This window comes from Mycolicibacterium pyrenivorans (assembly GCF_025821625.1).
GTDB lineage: Bacteria > Actinomycetota > Actinomycetes > Mycobacteriales > Mycobacteriaceae > Mycobacterium > Mycobacterium pyrenivorans.
Genome location: NZ_JACKSH010000097.1, coordinates 38,267 through 54,810, shown reverse-complemented (window position 1 = coordinate 54,810; position 16,544 = coordinate 38,267). Strand labels below are relative to the sequence as shown.

Annotated in this window: 16 protein-coding genes; 4 read left to right on the top strand and 12 right to left on the bottom strand. The window is 68.7% G+C overall.

Features of this window, described 5'->3' with window-relative positions; genetic code table 11:
• Positions 1-46: 46 nt before the first annotated feature.
• The 9 genes from H7I57_RS12285 to secA2 all read right to left on the bottom strand — a co-directional run bounded on the left by H7I57_RS12285 (position 47) and on the right by secA2 (position 7,539).
• Positions 47-541 (bottom strand): bifunctional nuclease family protein, encoded by a 495-nt coding sequence (locus H7I57_RS12285; RefSeq protein WP_264023774.1) that lies wholly within the window; start codon positions 539-541, stop codon positions 47-49.
• Positions 542-587: 46 nt separating this feature from the next.
• Positions 588-1,340, bottom strand: a complete 753-nt coding sequence (gene ftsR / locus H7I57_RS12280) for a transcriptional regulator FtsR (protein WP_264023773.1) — start codon at positions 1,338-1,340, stop codon at positions 588-590.
• Positions 1,341-1,390: 50 nt separating this feature from the next.
• Positions 1,391-1,870, bottom strand: coding sequence for a glycogen accumulation regulator GarA (gene garA, locus H7I57_RS12275; protein WP_264023772.1), 480 nt, complete (start codon positions 1,868-1,870; stop codon positions 1,391-1,393).
• A gap of 153 nt (positions 1,871-2,023) precedes the next feature.
• On the bottom strand, positions 2,024-2,419 hold the full coding sequence (gcvH, locus tag H7I57_RS12270; RefSeq protein WP_264023771.1) for a glycine cleavage system protein GcvH: 396 nt from the start codon (positions 2,417-2,419) through the stop codon (positions 2,024-2,026).
• Positions 2,420-2,455: 36 nt separating this feature from the next.
• Positions 2,456-3,286 (bottom strand): DUF881 domain-containing protein, encoded by an 831-nt coding sequence (locus H7I57_RS12265; RefSeq protein WP_264023770.1) that lies wholly within the window; start codon positions 3,284-3,286, stop codon positions 2,456-2,458.
• 4 nt (positions 3,287-3,290) lie between these two features.
• Positions 3,291-3,623 carry a small basic family protein gene (locus tag H7I57_RS12260; RefSeq protein WP_264023769.1) on the bottom strand — a complete coding sequence of 111 codons (333 nt, stop codon included), beginning with the start codon at positions 3,621-3,623 and terminating at the stop codon, positions 3,291-3,293.
• Positions 3,620-4,513 (bottom strand): DUF881 domain-containing protein, encoded by an 894-nt coding sequence (locus H7I57_RS12255; protein ID WP_264023768.1) that lies wholly within the window; start codon positions 4,511-4,513, stop codon positions 3,620-3,622. Before H7I57_RS12255 ends, H7I57_RS12260 begins: the two co-directional genes overlap by 4 nt.
• A 4-nt stretch (positions 4,514-4,517) precedes the next feature.
• On the bottom strand, positions 4,518-5,144 hold the full coding sequence (locus H7I57_RS12250) for a CDP-alcohol phosphatidyltransferase family protein (protein WP_264023767.1): 627 nt from the start codon (positions 5,142-5,144) through the stop codon (positions 4,518-4,520).
• A gap of 10 nt (positions 5,145-5,154) precedes the next feature.
• On the bottom strand, positions 5,155-7,539 hold the full coding sequence (secA2, locus tag H7I57_RS12245; protein WP_264023766.1) for an accessory Sec system translocase SecA2: 2,385 nt from the start codon (positions 7,537-7,539) through the stop codon (positions 5,155-5,157).
• 105 nt (positions 7,540-7,644) lie between these two features.
• Here secA2 and H7I57_RS12240 point away from each other — a divergent pair, with 105 nt between their 5' ends.
• Genes H7I57_RS12240 through H7I57_RS12230 form a run of 3 tightly spaced genes read left to right on the top strand, consistent with a single transcriptional unit; the run spans position 7,645 to position 13,219 of the window.
• Complete coding sequence (locus H7I57_RS12240) at positions 7,645-9,333, top strand: FAD-dependent monooxygenase (RefSeq protein WP_264023765.1); 1,689 nt, start codon at positions 7,645-7,647, stop codon at positions 9,331-9,333.
• Between the two features lie 16 nt (positions 9,334-9,349).
• A complete protein-coding gene (locus H7I57_RS12235; RefSeq protein WP_264023764.1) occupies positions 9,350-11,254 on the top strand; it encodes an ABC transporter ATP-binding protein/permease in 1,905 nt (634 codons plus the stop codon).
• A gap of 45 nt (positions 11,255-11,299) precedes the next feature.
• Positions 11,300-13,219, top strand: a complete 1,920-nt coding sequence (locus H7I57_RS12230; protein ID WP_264023763.1) for an ABC transporter ATP-binding protein/permease — start codon at positions 11,300-11,302, stop codon at positions 13,217-13,219.
• A 9-nt stretch (positions 13,220-13,228) separates the two neighbouring features.
• Here the strand turns inward: H7I57_RS12230 and H7I57_RS12225 are convergent, their stop codons facing one another.
• From H7I57_RS12225 to H7I57_RS12215, 3 genes are read right to left on the bottom strand one after another with little or no spacing between them, the layout of a single operon-like run.
• Positions 13,229-14,755 (bottom strand): FAD-binding protein, encoded by a 1,527-nt coding sequence (locus tag H7I57_RS12225; RefSeq protein ID WP_264023840.1) that lies wholly within the window; start codon positions 14,753-14,755, stop codon positions 13,229-13,231.
• A 19-nt stretch (positions 14,756-14,774) separates the two neighbouring features.
• Positions 14,775-15,269, bottom strand: coding sequence for a VOC family protein (locus H7I57_RS12220; RefSeq protein WP_264023762.1), 495 nt, complete (start codon positions 15,267-15,269; stop codon positions 14,775-14,777).
• A gap of 45 nt (positions 15,270-15,314) precedes the next feature.
• Positions 15,315-15,998, bottom strand: a complete 684-nt coding sequence (locus tag H7I57_RS12215; protein ID WP_264023761.1) for a TetR/AcrR family transcriptional regulator — start codon at positions 15,996-15,998, stop codon at positions 15,315-15,317.
• A 103-nt stretch (positions 15,999-16,101) separates the two neighbouring features.
• Between H7I57_RS12215 and H7I57_RS12210 the strand changes: the two genes are divergently transcribed.
• Positions 16,102-16,542 (top strand): nitroreductase/quinone reductase family protein, encoded by a 441-nt coding sequence (locus tag H7I57_RS12210; RefSeq protein WP_264023760.1) that lies wholly within the window; start codon positions 16,102-16,104, stop codon positions 16,540-16,542.
• The last annotated feature ends 2 nt before the right edge of the window (positions 16,543-16,544 follow it).

Here is a 16,544-nt window from a genome sequence, read left to right as displayed (position 1 = left end):
AAGACCTGCGGTGCCACGGAGGGCCCGCACCGGCCGGTCTTCGGCGTCAGGTGGCCTTGAAATCGTCGGGCGACACGCTGTCGAGGAACTCCTTGAACTTCTCGACCTCGTCCTCGCGCACCGCGCCGGTGGGCTCGTCGTCGCTCTCGTCGGGGATCAGCAGCCCGGCCTCGGCGAGCACCGCCTCCTCGACGTAGATCGGCACACCCACACGCAACGCGATGGCCACCGAGTCCGAGGGCCGCGCCGACACCGTGATGTCGCGGTCGAACACCAGATCGGCGTAGAAGGTGCCTTCCTGCAGGTCGACGATGCGCACCTCTTTGAGTGAATGGCCAAGCGCGGCAATGAGATCTCGGATCAGGTCGTGAGTCATCGGCCGCGCCGGCTCCACGCCCTGCTGCTCCAGCGCGATGGCGGCCGCCTCGGACTGGCCGATCCAGATCGGCAGATAACGGTCGCCGTTGGACTCCCGCAGCAACAGGACGGGCTGGTTCTGCGGCTGCTCGACTCGAATGCCGACCACGCGGACCTCACCCATTTGTGCCTGCCCTCCGCTGGAAATTTCGTCAGGCCGAGTCTAGTCCTCAGCGATCCAGAACGTCGCGTACGGCCGACTTGATCAACGACGTGTGCAACGTGATTGCCAGGGCCGCCACTTCGCGGGCCAGGTCGTCGGCACGGTCGCGCGCTCCGGCCTTGCCCGCCTTGACCACCGGGCCCGCGATCTGGGCGATCAGGTCGGATTGCCGGTCCGCGGCGGACCGGAAAGCCCGCAGGTGCCGCGGTTCGACCCCGTAGTCGGCCAGGGCGCGGGCACATTGGGCGATGACGACGGAGTGCTCGTCGAAAAGCACCGTGCCGCCACCTTTGAAGATCGGCGTGATGACCCCCGCCTTGATCAGCGAGGTGAGAAGTTCGTCGTCGACGCCGGAGCGCTCGAGCAGGTCGTCACGGCTCAACCGCACCTGCGTCGGTGGCGCCGGCGGCGGCCCGCCCGCCCGGTCGGCCTGCCCTTCGGTCACCGTCATCAGGCGCGGTGTCCCGTACGCGGATCCGGTCTGCGGCAGCTCACCGTCGGGCTGGGCGTCGAGCTGGGCCTTGATGACCTTGAGCGGAAGGTACTGATCGCGCTGCGCGGTGAGGATGAACCGCAGTCGCGCACAGTCATAGGCCGTGAACCGCCGGTATCCGGATGCGGTGCGCTCGGGGGTGACCAGCCCCTCCGCCTCCAGGAAACGGATCTTGGAGATGGTCACGTCGGGGAAGTCGCCCCGCAGCAGATCCAGGACGACGCCGATCGACATCCCGTTGAGCCCAGCTGCGTCGGGTTGTGTCATCTCGTCGCTCGCGGAGGCACTCGGCGGTGTCGGCTACTCGGCGGCGTCACTCAGCCCGCGGCGCCGTCAGCAAGGTCGGGGCCCTTCGGCCCGGTGAGGAACACGAGGCGGAACTTGCCGATCTGAACCTCGTCGCCGTTGGCGAGCACCGCGGAATCGACCGGTTCGCGATTGACGTACGTGCCGTTGAGGCTGCCCACGTCGACGACCTGGAACTCGCCGCTCTCGAGTCGGAACTCGGCGTGCCGACGACTCACGGTGACGTCGTCGAGGAAGATGTCGCTGTCGGGATGGCGGCCTGCCGAGGTCGTCGGCTGATCGAGCAGGAACCGCGAACCCGCGTTCGGCCCGCGCTTGACGACGAGCAGCGCCGAGCCGGCCGGAAGGCCTTCGACCCCGGAAACCGCGCTCTCGCCACCCGGAGCCGGCGGGGCGTCCAGTTCGTTGAGGAAGTCTGCGCGGAACACCGATGTCGTCTCCACGGTGACCTCGTCAGAGTCAGCCCCAGAGTTGAAGTCCTTGTCCGTCACCCGCTGCTCCTCACTGGCTGCTGTGGCGATATCCGGCCGGAAGGCCCAGCCGTCGCGCCGCTGGTGTCGACCGTACCGCGCAGTGGACTCAGTTGTGTCCACCACAGCCGGATCCGCCGATTGCGCTCCGGTCTGCTCGACCCTAACAACACCTCAGTCCGTCACGTGGCTGCGGTAGGCCTCCGCGTCGAGCAGTTCGGAGACACCGGCCTCCAGCGCGCCCCCATCGGCCTGCAGTTCGACCAGCCAGCCCCCGCCGTAGGGATCGGAGTTGACCAGCTGTGGGTCGCCCTCCAGATCACCGTTGACCGCAACGACTTTGGCGGTCAGCGGCGCGTACAGGTCGGAGACCGATTTCGTCGACTCCACCTCGCCGAACGACTCTCCCGCCGTCAGGTCTGCTCCGACGTCGGGAAGCTGGACGAACACCACGTCTCCCAGCGCGGACTGCGCGAAGTCGGTGATGCCGACACGCACCGTGTCGTCGCCGGTCCGCTGCACCCACTCGTGTTCGACGGTGTAGGACAGGTCGGCGGGAATCTCGCTCACGGCGCTCCTTGCATTTCTCGGCGGCCTTGCGGTCGCTCACTTGACGGGCTGAGCGTATTGGCGGGGTTTCGGTTGCCGCAAGGCGGTGACGTCGACCCGGTCGGATTGTTGTACCACCATCGTGCCGCCGACGCGTTCGATGCTGTCCATCGCGCCGCCCGGAATGTTCATCGCCGCGGCGAGGGTCGGCGGATCCCCAATCGCGAGAACTGAATACACCGGATTCAAGGTGGTGGAGTCGGCGATCAGCGCACCGGGGACGCCGACGACCCAGGTGTCCACCCCGACCCGCACCGCCACCTGCTCACCGCCTTGCCGGCCCCGGATCTCCATCGCCTCGGCGCCCGCCGCGCGCAACTCGTTGATCACGTCGAGCATCGCCTCCGGCGAGACCCCCTTCGCGGGGTCCTCGATGGTCAGCGTCACCCCGGGTCCGGTGGCAGGCACGGCGCCGATCAGTATCGACAGGGCCGCCAGCCGTGCTCTGGCGTTCTCGATCGCCGCCTGATCGCTGCTGCCGGAGGCCTGGAGTTGGGCCAGCGTCCGTTGCAGCTCGGCGACCTCGGTGTTCAGCGCCGCCTCACGTTGCTGCAGCGAGTCGAGCAGCACCAACAGGTCGGCGGGTCGCGCGGTCTCCAGCGAGTCGCCCGACTCGGTCTGGCGGACCTGGGTGGCGATCGCGACGCCCAGCAGCAGGCACAGCAGGACACCCAGCACCCCGAATACGACCTGGGACCGTCCGCGGGAGACCACCCCGGTGACACCGCCGGCGTGCAGGTCGCCGATCTCCGGCGGCGGCTGGTCGGGCGGCAGTTCGTGCCGTCCGTGGTGGGGTCCGGCGGCGTGGTGGTGCGGGTGGTCGCTCATGCCGTCATGCCCCGAACAACCTGCGTCGCAGCGCCGCAGCGTTTCCGAAGATCCGGATGCCGAGCACGACGATGATCGCGGTGGACAGCTGGGTGCCGACGCCGAGTTGGTCACCGACGTAGACGATCAACGCGGCCACCAGGACGTTGAACACGAACGACACGACGAAGACCTTCGAGTCGAAGATCCGTTCCAGGTACGCCCGCAGTCCCCCGAACACGGCGTCGAGTGCCGCGACGACCGCGATCGGCAGGTAGGGCTGGACGAACTCCGGCACGCTGGGATGGAAGACGACACCGAGAACGATGCCGACGACGAGGGCGACGATTCCGATCAATTGGGCCCAATCTGTTTGGCGAAGTTGATTTCTCGGACCGACCCCGCAGGCAGCGCCAGCCCGTCGCCGGCGCTCACGGCGACGCCGACGCCGTAGGACTTCTCCAGCAACCGGAGACGTTGCAGGCCGGTGCTGCGGTCGAACGTGTCCTGCATCGCGCGTGGGGGGCCGACCGCGAGGATGACGTAGGGACTGGTGATCGGCTGATTGTCGACGAGGATGCCGCCGCCGGCCTGCCGAATCGTCACGTTCGGCCCGACGCGTACGCCCCCGACCGAGATCGCCTCGGCGCCGCTGACCCACAGCGAGTTGACGACCAGCTGGAGGTCGCGGTCGAGGATCACCTGCTTGCTGCCCGCCACGCGCCCTCCGGACACATCGGTGAGGTCGCGCGACAGCCCCGGATCGGTGACGGTGATGGTCAGGCCGGGACCGATCACCGCCGTGGCGGCCGCGGCGGAGTCCGCCAGGTCGAGGTCGGCGAGCAACTGTCTGCCGGTGGTGTCGCCCTCGAGGCGGCTGCGCCGCTCGGCGTCCACCTCTGTGGCCAGCCGGTCCCTGCGGTCTGCGATGTCCTCGGTGTTCGTCTCGGCGGCGCGCACGCTGCCCACCAGCACCTGCTGCGACTCACGCACCCCCGGCGCGGTGGCCTGCGCCTGCGCCCAGGCCAGCGCGAACACGGCCGCCACCACCACCGCCGCGAGGATCTGCCAGGTCCACTCGGCTGGTTTCGCACGCGTTCGGCCCGATTCCGCCGCCGCGGCGTAGCCGGGGTCGAGGTGGTCGGTGAGCAGCGAGGCCAGCAACGACGGCACGGGGATGCGCGTCGGCCTGCCCGCCTCGTGGGCGTTGTGCCCCGAGGCGGGGTCGTACCCCCCCAGCGTGCTCATCGGCTCATGCGGCCTGCACTCTGGGCGGCATCGTGCGCACCACCATGGCCACCTGGATCAGATAGAGGACTCCCGACCACAGGTACATGGCCAGGCCCCAGATGAGAAAGCCCCACCCCCACGCCAGCACGACCCGTGCCCACAGCGCGTCGTACTGGCCGAGCAGCACCAGCGGCAGGCCCGACATCAACGCGAACGTCGCCGCCTTGCCGATGTAGGTGACAGGAAGAGCTGTCAGCCCGCGGCCGCGCAGCACCGGCAGCGTCGCGGCCAGCACCAGGTCACGGCCCAGCAGCGCCGCGACGAGCCACCACGGGATCACCTCCGCCAGCGCCAGCGCCACCGGGACGACGACCATGTAGATCCGGTCCACCGCGGGATCGAGGAGTGCGCCCAGCCGGGAGGACTGGTTGTCGAACAGGCGCGCGATCTTGCCGTCGGCCCAGTCGGACGCCCCGCTGAACATCAGCACGCCGACCGCCCAACCGGTCGCGTCGGCCACCAGCAGCAGATACAGGAAGACCGGGACCAGCACCAGGCGGACGACCGACAGCACGTTGGGCACCGTCAGCACCCGATCCTGCGGTGCCGCGTTCGGGGTCGCAGCGTTCCCGCCCGAGGCCTCGGCCATGCAGTAGAACCTAGCGGAACACCCCGGGCAGGCTCAGCGCGGACATCGAGTCGTCGGCCAGCGGGTTGTCGTGCACCATGTACGTCCACGTCGAGGTGGGACGTGCCAGCTTGGAGAGGTCTAGGCCAGGTCGTCCTTCCTCCAGATCGATGGACGGCGCCGTGTCGAAGGTCTGTTGGGCAGCTTCGATGGCGCCTGCGGCCAACGAGGCGAACGCGTCGACGGCCATCCGGTGGAATTCGTCGAGCGGATTCTGCCTGCCGAGAGCGCGCAGATGGATGCTCTCCCGGATGTCGGCGAGGTAGGCCAGGTGCTCGGTCCAGCTGCGGTCGAGGTGGTACAGCATGATCAGCCGGCAGATCCGCTCCAGCTTCTCCTCGCTGTCCGGGCCGAGTTGCTCGCTGAGCTCCTCGTAGCGCTGCGGCGACAGCTCGGCCAGTTCCTCGCGGGCGGCCGCGGTGCGCAGCAGCGTGTTGCGCCGTTCGACGAGGATCGCCCGCTGCTGGGCGATCAGCTGGTTGTAGCGCCAGGTGGTGGCGTGCACCTCGAGGAGGCGGCCCTCGGCGATCCGCTGCGCGTTCTCCAGCAGGCTGGCCGCTTTCGGGCTCAGCACGCGGCCGTCCTCGTCGCACTCCAGCGGCAGTTTGTTCGGCTCGAGATGCGCGACGACGACGTCGTCCTCCCAGCTGGAGAAGAAGATCGACGATCCGGGGTCACCCTGGCGCCCGGCGCGGCCGCGCAGCTGGTTGTCGAGGCGCTCGGTGTGGTGGCGGCCGGTGCCGATGACGTGCAGTCCGCCGAGTTCGGCAACCCGTTCTGCTGCGGCACGGTCGTTTCTGTCGGATCCGCCGAGCCTGATGTCGGTGCCGCGGCCGGCCATCTGCGTGGACACCGTGACCGCACCCAGCTTGCCGGCCTCGGCGATGACCGCGGCCTCCTCGGCGTCGTTCTTGGCGTTCAGGACCACCGCGGGAACACCGGCTTTGACCAGGCGTGCGTGCAGCTCCTCGGACTCGGCGACGTCCCGGGTGCCCACCAACACCGGCTGGCCGGTTCCGTGCACGGCCGCGATGTACTCGAGAATCCCGTCGATCTTGGCGGCCACGGTGACGTACACCCGGTCGGTCTGGTCCTCGCGGATGTTGGGGGTGTTGGGCGGGATCAGGGAGACGCCCAGCTTGTAGAACTGTCGGAGCTGTTCGCCGGCGGCGAGCGCGGTGCCGGTCATCCCGCAGACCCGCGGGTACCGGTTGATCAGCGCCTGCACGGTGATGGTGTCGAGCACCTCGCCGGTCTCGGTCGTCTCGATGCCCTCCTTGGCCTCCACCGCCGCCTGCAGGCCGTCGGGCCAGCGCTGCAGGGTGGCGATGCGGCCGCGGGACGCGTTGATCAGGTGCACCTTGTCGTCGCGCACGATGTAGTGGACGTCGCGCTGCAGCAGCACATGCGCGTGCAGCGCGACGTTGATCTCCGTCAGCGTGCTGACCACGTGCTCCTCGGAGTAGAGGTCGATACCTCCGAGTGCCGCCTCCACCTTGAGGGCACCCGCTTCGGTGAGGTGCACGTTGCGGTTGTCGGTGTCGGTGGCGTAGTCCTTGCCCTCGACGAGGTCGCCGACGAGTCGGATGAGCTCGACGCGGGGCGTCTCCCGGTGGCTGGTGCCCGCCAGCACCAGCGGCACCAGCGCCTCGTCGACGAGGACGGAGTCGGCTTCGTCGATCAGCGCCACATCCGGATTCGGGGACACCAGGTCCTTTACGTCGGTCACCAGCTGGTCGCGCAGCACGTCGAAGCCGATCTCGTTGACCGAGGCGTAGGTGACGTCGCACCGGTAGGCCGCGCGGCGCTCGGCGGCGGTGGAGTCGGCGGTGATCCAGCCCACCGTCAATCCCAGCGCCTCGATCAGCGGCCCCATCCACTCGGCGTCGCGGCGGGCCAGGTAGTCGTTGATCGTGATGACGTGGACGCTGCGGCCCGCCAGCGCGTAGCCTGCCGCGGCGATCGCCCCGGACAGCGTCTTGCCCTCACCGGTGGCCATCTCGACGACGTCGCCGGCCAGCATCCGCAACGCGGCCTGCAGCTGTACGTCGAAGGGACGCAACGTGGTGGTGCGCTCGGCCGCCTCGCGGGCGATGGCCAGGAACTGGGGGATGTCGGCGGCGTCGACGAGGTCCTCGAGTTCGAGCAGCTGTGCGGCCTTGCGCAGCTGCTCGTCGTCGAGTTCGGCCGCCTTGGGGGCGTATTCGGCGGACCGTTCGACGAGTCCCATCGACTGCGTCTGGTCCTTCTCGGTGCTGGCGCCGAGCAGCTTCCAGAATCGGTTGGACAGCCGCCCCGTCTTGGGATTCGGCCCAGTCTTGGGGTTCGGCGAAGTATTCGAAGAGGTCCGAGCCACATGTTTACGGTACGCGGCCGGCGTCGGGCGCTCGCCCGGAGGCCGAGCGGGCGTGTTGGCCACGTATCCGCCCGCCGAGCTGGGACCGCCGCCATACTCTCCGGGGTGACCGCCACCACCGCCGACACGTCCGTCCTCATCGCCGGCGCGGGCCCCGTCGGCCTGACCGCGGCCATCGAGCTGGCCCGCCGCGGCATCGACTTCACGATCGTCGATCCGCTGCTCGATCCCCCGCGCTACGCCAAAGCTGTTGGGGTGCAACCGCGCACATTGGAGATCTTCGAGGGGATGGGCGTGTTGCGGCGCATCCGGGACGCGGGCATCGAGATGAACGGGCAGCTCGTCTACGTCAACGGCCAAGAGGTCGCGCGGATGGAGTTCCCGGTGCCCGCCGACGTCCCGTTCGCGTTCTTCTCGATCCCGCAGTACGAGACCGAACGCATCCTGCGCGAGGAATTGGCGCTACACGGTGTGCGGGTGCAGCGCGGGTGCCGAGTGACGGGTTTCGAACAAGACGCTGACGGGGTGACCGCGACGCTGACCTCCGACGGCCGCGAGCGCAGGGTGCGCGCCGACTACCTCATCGGGGCCGACGGTGCGCACAGCATCGTGCGCAAGACGCTCGGGCTGACGTTCGAGGGTGCGGCGTTCGAGGAGCAGTACATGCTCGGCGACGTCGAGGTGGACTGGTCGATGCCGCGCGGCTACGGCATCCGGTCGATGCACCAGACCGACGGCACGACCGACGACCTGCTGGTGTGTATTCCGCTCCCAGGCCGGGGCCGCTACCGGATGTCGATGCTGGTGCCCGACGAGCTGGCCGCTCACGGGCCTGACGGCAAACCGAGAGACGGTGTCGAGCATGGCTTCACGGGCGGCCGCGCTCCGGAGCTGCGTCACATCCAGGCGGTCGTGGACCGGCTCGCCCCCGAACCGGCCGTCGCCCGCGACCTGCGGTGGTCGTCGGTGTTCAAGATCAGCCACCGGATCGTCGACAGCTACGGCTGGGGCAGGGTGTTCGTCGCCGGCGACGCCGCACACATCCACCCACCGACCGGCGCGCAGGGCATGAATACCGGAATCCAGGACGCGCACAACCTGGCATGGAAGCTGGCGCTTGCGGTGTCGGGTGTGGCCGCGCCGGGGCTGCTCGACAGTTACGACGCCGAACGGCGCCCCGTCGGCGAAGAGATCGTCGCGCGAACGGTGCGCAGTGCGCGCGACGGCATCGGCGCCGATTCCGCCGACCCCGACTACGTGATCCGGCGCGAGGCGCAGCTGCTGATCGATTTCGCGGGCAGTCCGCTGGTGACGTCGGGATCCGGAGCCGCCCCGGCGGCGACATCAGGACCCGGAGCCGCCCCGGCGGCGACATCAGGATCCGGAGCCGCCGGCAAGCGTGCGCCCGATGCCCGCGGGTTGACCCGTGCCGCGGTCACCGCGCCGATTCGGCTGTTCTCCCTGTTGAGCGCCCGCGACCACACGCTGCTGCTCTACGCCGGTGACATCGCGGGCGGCGTCGACGTCGCGGAATACGAGCACGCCGCTGCGGCGGCGGTCCGGGCGGCGCACGGCGCGTTGGACGTCTACCTGGTCGCCGCCACCGGAGTCGATGCGACGGCGACGGTCCTGCCGCTCATCGTCGACGACGACGACGATTTCCGTCGCGCGTACGGCGCCACCGGTGCGGCGGCGTTCCTGGTGCGGCCCGACGGCTATGTGGCCTACACGCACCGGGGCGAGGCGCTGGATGCCGACGCCCTGGTGTCGGCCCTGCGCACGACATTCGCCTGACGGGCGGGCAGACACCGTGGACACAGGGACGTTCGAGCCGTCGGTCGATTGGAGCCGGGAGCTGCCCAACTCGGCGCTGTGGGTCGCCGCGACGTTCGTGCTGACGGCGATCTGCCTGCTGGTGATTCTCGCGGCGATCGGCCGGTTCACCGAGTGGGGACGTCAGTTCTGGCGTGTCACAGGCGACTACTTCACCGGCCGCCAGAGCGTGACGGTGTGGGCGCTGTTCGCGGTCCTGCTGCTGTCGGTGGTCGTCTCGGTCCGCATCAACGTGCTGCTGACTTACTACGTCAATGATCTGTTCACCGCGCTGCAGGTCGCCTTCCAGGGCGCGGACGGGGACGCCGGCAGGGCCAGCGGTATCGCCGGTTTCTGGGCGACCATGGCGGTGTTCGCCGTGCTCGCCGGCTGCTACATCGTGCGGCTCCTGCTGGACATGTACCTGACCCAGCGGTTCATCATGCGGTGGCGGATCTGGTTGAGCCACCGGTTCATCGACGGCTGGCTGACAGATCTGGCGTACTTCCGCGCGCAGTTCTGCGGTAGGCCGATCGACAATCCGGACCAGCGGATCCAGCAGGACGTCGACGTGTTCACCACCGGTGTCGGGGGCGACCCGAACAACCCGATCTACAACTCGGGCAACACCCTGCTGTTCGGGGCAGTCGAGGCGGTGCTGTCGGTGCTGTCGTTCGGCACGATCCTGTGGCGCCTGTCGGAGTCCGTGACGCTCGGCGGCCTCACCCTGCCCAGGGCGCTGTTCTGGATCGTGGTGGTCTACGTGCTGGTCGTCACCATCGTCGCGTTCGTGATCGGACGGCCGCTGATCCGGCTCAGTTACCTCAACGAGCTGCGCAACGCCGGTTTCCGCTACGGGCTGGTGCGGGTCCGTGACGCTGCCGCCGCGATCGGGCTCTACCGCGGCGAGCCTGCCGAGCGGTCGCTGCTCAAGGACCGGCTGGACGCTGTGATGGCCAACTACCGCGGCTGGCTCAACCGGATGATGCTGTTCTTCGGCTGGAACGTGTCGGTGAGCCAGGCGATCAACCCGCTGCCGTGGCTGGTCCAGGCGCAGGGGCTGTTCGCGCAGCGCATCTCGTTCGGCGACGTGTGGCAGTCCTCCACCGCGTTCGGCGCGATCCACGACTCGTTGTCGTTCTTCCGCAACGCCTACGACCAGTTCGCAAGCTATCGCGCGGCGATCATCCGCCTCGACGGCCTGGCCGATCAGAACGTCTCGGCTGCGAGCTTCGAGGGGGTGCACGCCGAGGTCTCGGACGACGACGGCCTGGATGTCACGGGCGTGGAGGTGCGCAGGCCGGACGGAACCGCGCTGGTGCGCACTCTCGACGTGCATCTGGCACCCGGCGACACACTGCTGATCACCGGTCCGTCGGGGGTGGGCAAGTCGGTGCTGCTGCAGAGCGTGGCGGGACTGTGGCCGTTCGCGTCGGGGCGGGTGCGCTTCCCGCACGGCCGCGACGCGGCGATGTTCGTCCCGCAGCTGCCCTATCTACCGATCGGTGACCTGCGCACCGTGGTGTGCTATCCGCGGCAGCCTGGCGCGGTTCGCGACCGCGACATCCAGCAGGCCCTCCTCGATGTCGGGTTGCCGCAGCTGATGATCCGGCTCAACGATGTCCAGGAGTGGGCGAAGGTGCTGTCGGTCGGTGAGCAGCAGCGCATCGCCTTCGCCCGCATCCTGCTGAGCCGGCCCTCGGCGGTGTTCCTCGACGAGACGACCTCGGCGATGGACGAGGCCCTCGAGGCGCTGCTCTACTCCACGCTGCGGGAGAAGTTGCCCGACACCGTCGTCGTGAGCGTGAGCCACCGGGCGACGGTGCGCCAGTTCCACGGTCGGTGCCTGGAACTCGTCGCCGACGGGCAATGGCGGCTGGACCGACTCGCCTCGTCGGGATAGCCCCGCCAACACGCTGAAGCTCGACTGTCGCGGTACCTTGCCCGGATGGAACTGTTCACCCCAACCCTCGACTGGAGCAGTGAGGTCTGGACCTCGCTGGTGTGGATCGCCAAGGGCTGGGGATATGCCGCGGTGGCCACCATGGTGGCGCTGACGCTGATCGCCCGGTTCACCACGTGGGGACGGCAGTTCTGGCGCATCACCCGGGGGTACTTCACGGGCCCGGAGAGCGTCGTCGTGTGGCTCTGGCTCGCCGGCATCCTGCTGCTGGTCATCGCGAGCGTGCGGCTGTCGGTGCTCTTCAGCTTCCAGGGCAACGACATGATGACCAGCTTCCAGGTCATCGCGTCCGGGGTCGGCGCCGGCGACGACACGGTCCGGGAATCCGGCAGGGACGGCTTCTGGCTGTCGATGGGCGTCTTCGCGGTGCTGGCCGTCATCAACGTGGCCACGATCATGCTCGACCTCTTCGTCACCCAGCGGTTCATGCTGCGGTGGCGTACCTGGCTCACCGATCAGCTCACCGGCGACTGGCTCGACGGCAAGGCCTACTACCGGTCGCGTTTCATCGACGACACCATCGACAACCCCGACCAGCGCATCCAGGCCGACATCGACATCTTCACCGCCGGGGTCGGCGCCCTGCCCAACACGCCCAACAACACGTCGGGCTCCACGCTGCTGTTCGGCGCCATCTCCTCTATCGCCGCGATGATCTCCTTCACCGCGATCCTGTGGAATCTCTCGGGACCGGTGACCCTGCCGTTCGTCGGCGTCGAGCTTCCCAAGGCGATGTTCTGGATCGGCATCGTCTACATCCTGTTCGCGACCATCGTCGCGTTCTGGATCGGCCGGCCGATCATCACGCTGTCGTTCAACAACGAGAAGTTCAACGCCGTGTTCCGGTACGCGCTGGTGCGACTGCGCGACGCGGCGGAGGCGGTGGCGTTCTACCGCGGTGAGATCGCCGAGCGGACCGGGCTGCGGCGCCGCTTCGCCCCGATCGTCGAGAACTACAAGAAGTACATCAACAGGCTGGCCGGCTTCCTGGGCTGGAACCTGTCGATCACCCAGGCCCAGGAACTCATCCCCTACATCGTGCAGTTCTCCCGGTTCTACAACGGCGACATCACCCTGGGGCAGCTGTCGCAGACCGCCAGTGCCTTCCGCGAGATCCTCAGCGGGCTGTCCTTCTTCCGAAACGCCTACGACAACTTCGCCGGCTACCGCGCGGCAATCATCCGTCTCCACGGACTGGTCATCGCCAACGAGGAGGGCCGGGCGCTGCCGTCTCTCGCCGCGGAGGATTCCCCCGACGGCGGTGTCGAACTGGACGACGTCGAGGTGCGGACCCCGGATGGGCGCCAGCTGATCGAGCCACTCGACCTGTCCCTGCGGCGCGGTGAGGCGCTGGTGATCACCGGGGCGTCGGGCAGCGGGAAGACCACGCTGCTGCGCAGTCTCGGACGGCTGTGGCCGTTCGCCTCGGGTTCCCTCAAGTACCCGATCGACGAGAACGAGACGCTGTTCCTCTCGCAGCTACCCTACGTGCCGTTGGGCGATCTGCGCGCCGTCGTGTCCTACCCGAACGCGACCGGTTCGATCACCGATGACGACCTGCGCGCCGTCCTCGAGCGGGTTGCGTTGCCGCACCTGGCCGATCGGCTCGACGAGGAGCAGGACTGGGCCAAGGTGCTCTCCCCCGGTGAGCAACAGCGCATCGCGTTCGCCCGGATACTCCTGACCAAGCCGCAGGCGGTCTTCCTGGACGAATCGACGTCTGCGCTCGACGAGGGTCTGGAGTTGATGCTCTACCGGCTGGTGCGCAGCGAGCTCCCGGACACCATCCTGGTCAGCGTGAGCCACCGCAGCACCGTCGAGCAGCACCACACCAAGGAGCTGCAGCTGCTCGGCGACGGCAGGTGGTATCTCGGGGACGTCGGCGACGAGCCCGTCCGGACCTGAGATGCCGGGTCAGGCCCGTGCCGCGTCCTCTCCCGCCCGCCGCGCCGCGTGTTCTCCCGCCCGCCGCGCCGCGTGTTCTCCCGCCCGCCGCCCGAAGAACGAGCCCTCGCCTAGCTGGGTCCCGCTGGCGTAGCCCTTGCCGTCCTGGGCGATGTTGAACGCGCACGCGCCCGCCGCGTACAGACCGCGGACCGCGCTGCCGTCCTCGCGCAGCACCTCACTGTCGATGGACACCTTCAGCCCGCCCATCGTGAAACCGGAGTACATCGCCCGGCCCAGCGACAGGTCGAATGCCGCCCAGGGCCCATGGTCTTGGGCGGCAACGTATTCCGGCTGCTTGTGGAAGTCGGGGTCGTGGCCGTCGGCGGCGTCGGCGTTGTAGCGGTCCAGTGTCGCGGCGAGGTTGCCCGCCGGGATCTCGAGCGCGGCCTCCATCTCGGCGACCGTCTCCCAGCCGTCGATGAACTTGATCAACGGCATCTCGGGCATCTGCATGTGCGCCTCGTCGACGATCAGGTAGGCGACCTGGTCGGGCTGCTCGAGCACGAAAGCCGAAGTGCGCGCATGGTAGGAGTCCTCGGCGACGAACCGCTTCCCGTCGGAGTTGACGATGACGCCGGTGATCAGGATCTCGGGTGGGTAGGCGGCGGCGGTGATGAACAGCTGATCCATGTTCGTGGCGACGCCACCCGCCGAGACGCCCAGACGGATGCCCAGGCCGTCGTCGTTGGGGTTGCCCAGGATGTAGGGGGCCACCGTCCCGTGGTGCTTGGTCTTGCGTTCCTGGCCGAGCGCGGGCGTGTACTCGGCCACCATCTCGGCGTTCATCGCGAAACCGCCCGCGGCGATGACGACGGAGCCGGCCCGCACCTCGCCGGTCTCGGTGAAGTGCTTCCACCGCACCCCGACCACCGCGCCGTCGTCGTCCACGACGAGCCCGGTCGCTCCCGTTTCGTAGCGGATCTGCACGCCGAGTTCGGCGGCGCGCTTGAGCAGCAGATCGATCACCATCGCGGCGCCGCCCAGTTCACCGGGGACGGGCACCGAGTGCCCGCGCGGGGCCGGCTTGGCCTGCTCGCAGAACGGCCACACCTTCTCGTTGCCGGTGTAGGAGAGACCCTCGGTGCCCGGCGGCACCACGACCTTACCTGGGTAGAAACTGCGCTCGAATTGAAAGCCAAGCGCCTCAAGCCAATTGAAGTGTTCCACGCTGCCGTCGCAGTAGGCGCGGATCTTGTCGAGCTCGGGCTCACGGGACTGTGACACCAGGTAGGCGTACATCTCGTCGGGGGAATCCTCGTGCCCGGTGGCCTGCTGGACGGCGGTGCCGCCGCCGAGATAGAAGTGGCCGCCCGCCATCGATGTCGTTCCGCCTACGGCCGCGGCTTTCTCCAGGACCAGCACCCGGGCGCCGGCCGCGGCGGCGCTGACGGCCGCGCAGCCGCCGGCGATGCCGAATCCGAGCACCACCACGTCGGCCTCGTCGGACCAGGACGTGACGTCGCCCGCGCTCACGGTTTCCGGGATGTGCTGCATGGTCAATTCTGCTCCTGTGTCACGTGGTTTCCCGCTTTACATGGTCGAAGAACGCGTGGATCTCGGGCGGGATGTAGGCGAATTCGATGTAGGGAACGCCTGAACTCTCGGCCGACGCGTAGGCGAACTTCATCCCGCCCGGCATCGTGCCTGCCATCACCACAGGTGTGCCGTTGCGTTCGGCATCGCCGACCGCGGTGTCGAATCGCCCGACATCGGCGGCCTCGATGCAGATGTGGTGCAGGCCCGGCCCGCATCGGTCGAGGAATTCGGAGTAGATGCTCTCCCCTTGTATCGGGCTGATCAGTTCCAGTTGGGTGTCGCCGGCGTAGCTGAAGGAGATGTCGGCGGTGAAGTCGGCCGGTCGGCCGCGGTAGGTGCAGGCGTCCGGGCCGAAGTGGACTCCGGGCATGCGTACCCACTTCTTGGCGCCCAACAGCGAGGTCAGCGCGGTCTCGGTGGCCGCGAGGTCCGTGGTGACCCACGCAATCTGGACAGGTGTCTGGTCAAGCATCTCTTCGAGAATATCGCCAGCGGAGCGCGCTGGCTAGAACGTGTTCTAGTTCGGGGCCAGGAAGGCCGTCAGCAGCTCCACCTGGGCGTCGAACGCGACCGCGGGATCGGTCAGCGTGTCGGCGCCGTACTGGCCGAACACCTCGAGGCTGATGGCTCCGACCAGGGCGGCCCACAGGACGAGGCTCTTGGCCACCACCGCGTCGTCGGCGGCGAAGCCGAATTCGGTGCGTATCCCGTCGAAGTCCGATGACAACGACTGGGGCACAACAATTTCGGCGGCGCTGATGTCTCCCGCTGCGGCACCGGCCGCGACGACGCCGAACAGGGCGCCGACCACGCGGGTGCCCGGCCCGACGGTCTGGTCGCGGGGGGCGTGGTAGCCGGGCACCGGGCTGCCGTACAGCAGTGCCCAGCTGGCGGGCTGGTGCACCGCCCAGGCCCTGGCCGCCCGGGCCATCTCGGCGAGCCGGCCGCGCCACGAGTGCCCCGCGGCGTCGCGGGCCCGCTCGACGGAGTCGGCGAGGTCGGTGTAGGCGTCGACGAGCAGCAGGGTCAGCAGGTCGTCGCGGCTGGCGACGTAGCGGTACACCGCAGACGAGACCATGCCGAGGTCACGCGCGATCGCGCGTAGGGAGAGGCCCGCCGCGCCCTCGGTCACCAGTTGGCGGCGGCCGAGTTCGACGATGCGGCGTTCGATCCGGTCCCGGGAGTCCTGTCGCTTGCCCACGCGCCAAGTCTCGCACGAAACGAGATCAGTGCTCTTGAATTTTGATGCGTGTCGTGGGATCGTGAGTCGAGAGCACCGCTCACGTTTTGAAAGGGAAGAATCCATGACACAGCGCTACGACGTTCCCGGGCTCGGTGCCCGGCTGTTCAACTCCGCGATCCGCAGGCTCGCCGAACTGGGCGTGAGCATCTCGGGCACCACCGCCCTGCGGGTCCGCGGCCGCGCCACCGGCGAACCCCGCGGGGGGGTGGTGAACCTGTTGTCGGTGGACGGCAGCCAGTACCTGGTGTCGCCGCGCGGCAACACCCAGTGGGCGCGCAACGTGCGCGCCGCGGGTGTGGTGGAGGTCGGGCCGCGAAGGCGGCGTACCGAGCGCCGCGTCGTCGAGATTCCCGACGACGCCAAGCCCGCACTTCTGGAGCGCTACATCGATCGGTGGTACTGGCAGGTCAAGGGTCACGTGGGCGGGCTGAGCCCGGCCTCCACGGTGGCCGAGCGGCGCGCGGCGGCCCCGTCGATCCCGGTGTTCGAGCTGGTCCGTTAGGC

Coding starts and splice junctions, on each gene's coding strand:
- H7I57_RS12220 (WP_264023762.1), bottom strand. CDS start 15,269: ATGCTTGACCAGACACCTGTCCAGATTGCGTGGGTCACCACGGACCTC.
- H7I57_RS12225 (WP_264023840.1), bottom strand. CDS start 14,755: ATGCAGCACATCCCGGAAACCGTGAGCGCGGGCGACGTCACGTCCTGG.
- ftsR (WP_264023773.1), bottom strand. CDS start 1,340: ATGACACAACCCGACGCAGCTGGGCTCAACGGGATGTCGATCGGCGTC.
- H7I57_RS12265 (WP_264023770.1), bottom strand. CDS start 3,286: ATGAGCGACCACCCGCACCACCACGCCGCCGGACCCCACCACGGACGG.
- H7I57_RS12285 (WP_264023774.1), bottom strand. CDS start 541: ATGGGTGAGGTCCGCGTGGTCGGCATTCGAGTCGAGCAGCCGCAGAAC.
- H7I57_RS12230 (WP_264023763.1), top strand. CDS start 11,300: ATGGAACTGTTCACCCCAACCCTCGACTGGAGCAGTGAGGTCTGGACC.
- H7I57_RS12210 (WP_264023760.1), top strand. CDS start 16,102: ATGACACAGCGCTACGACGTTCCCGGGCTCGGTGCCCGGCTGTTCAAC.
- H7I57_RS12250 (WP_264023767.1), bottom strand. CDS start 5,144: ATGGCCGAGGCCTCGGGCGGGAACGCTGCGACCCCGAACGCGGCACCG.
- H7I57_RS12255 (WP_264023768.1), bottom strand. CDS start 4,513: ATGAGCACGCTGGGGGGGTACGACCCCGCCTCGGGGCACAACGCCCAC.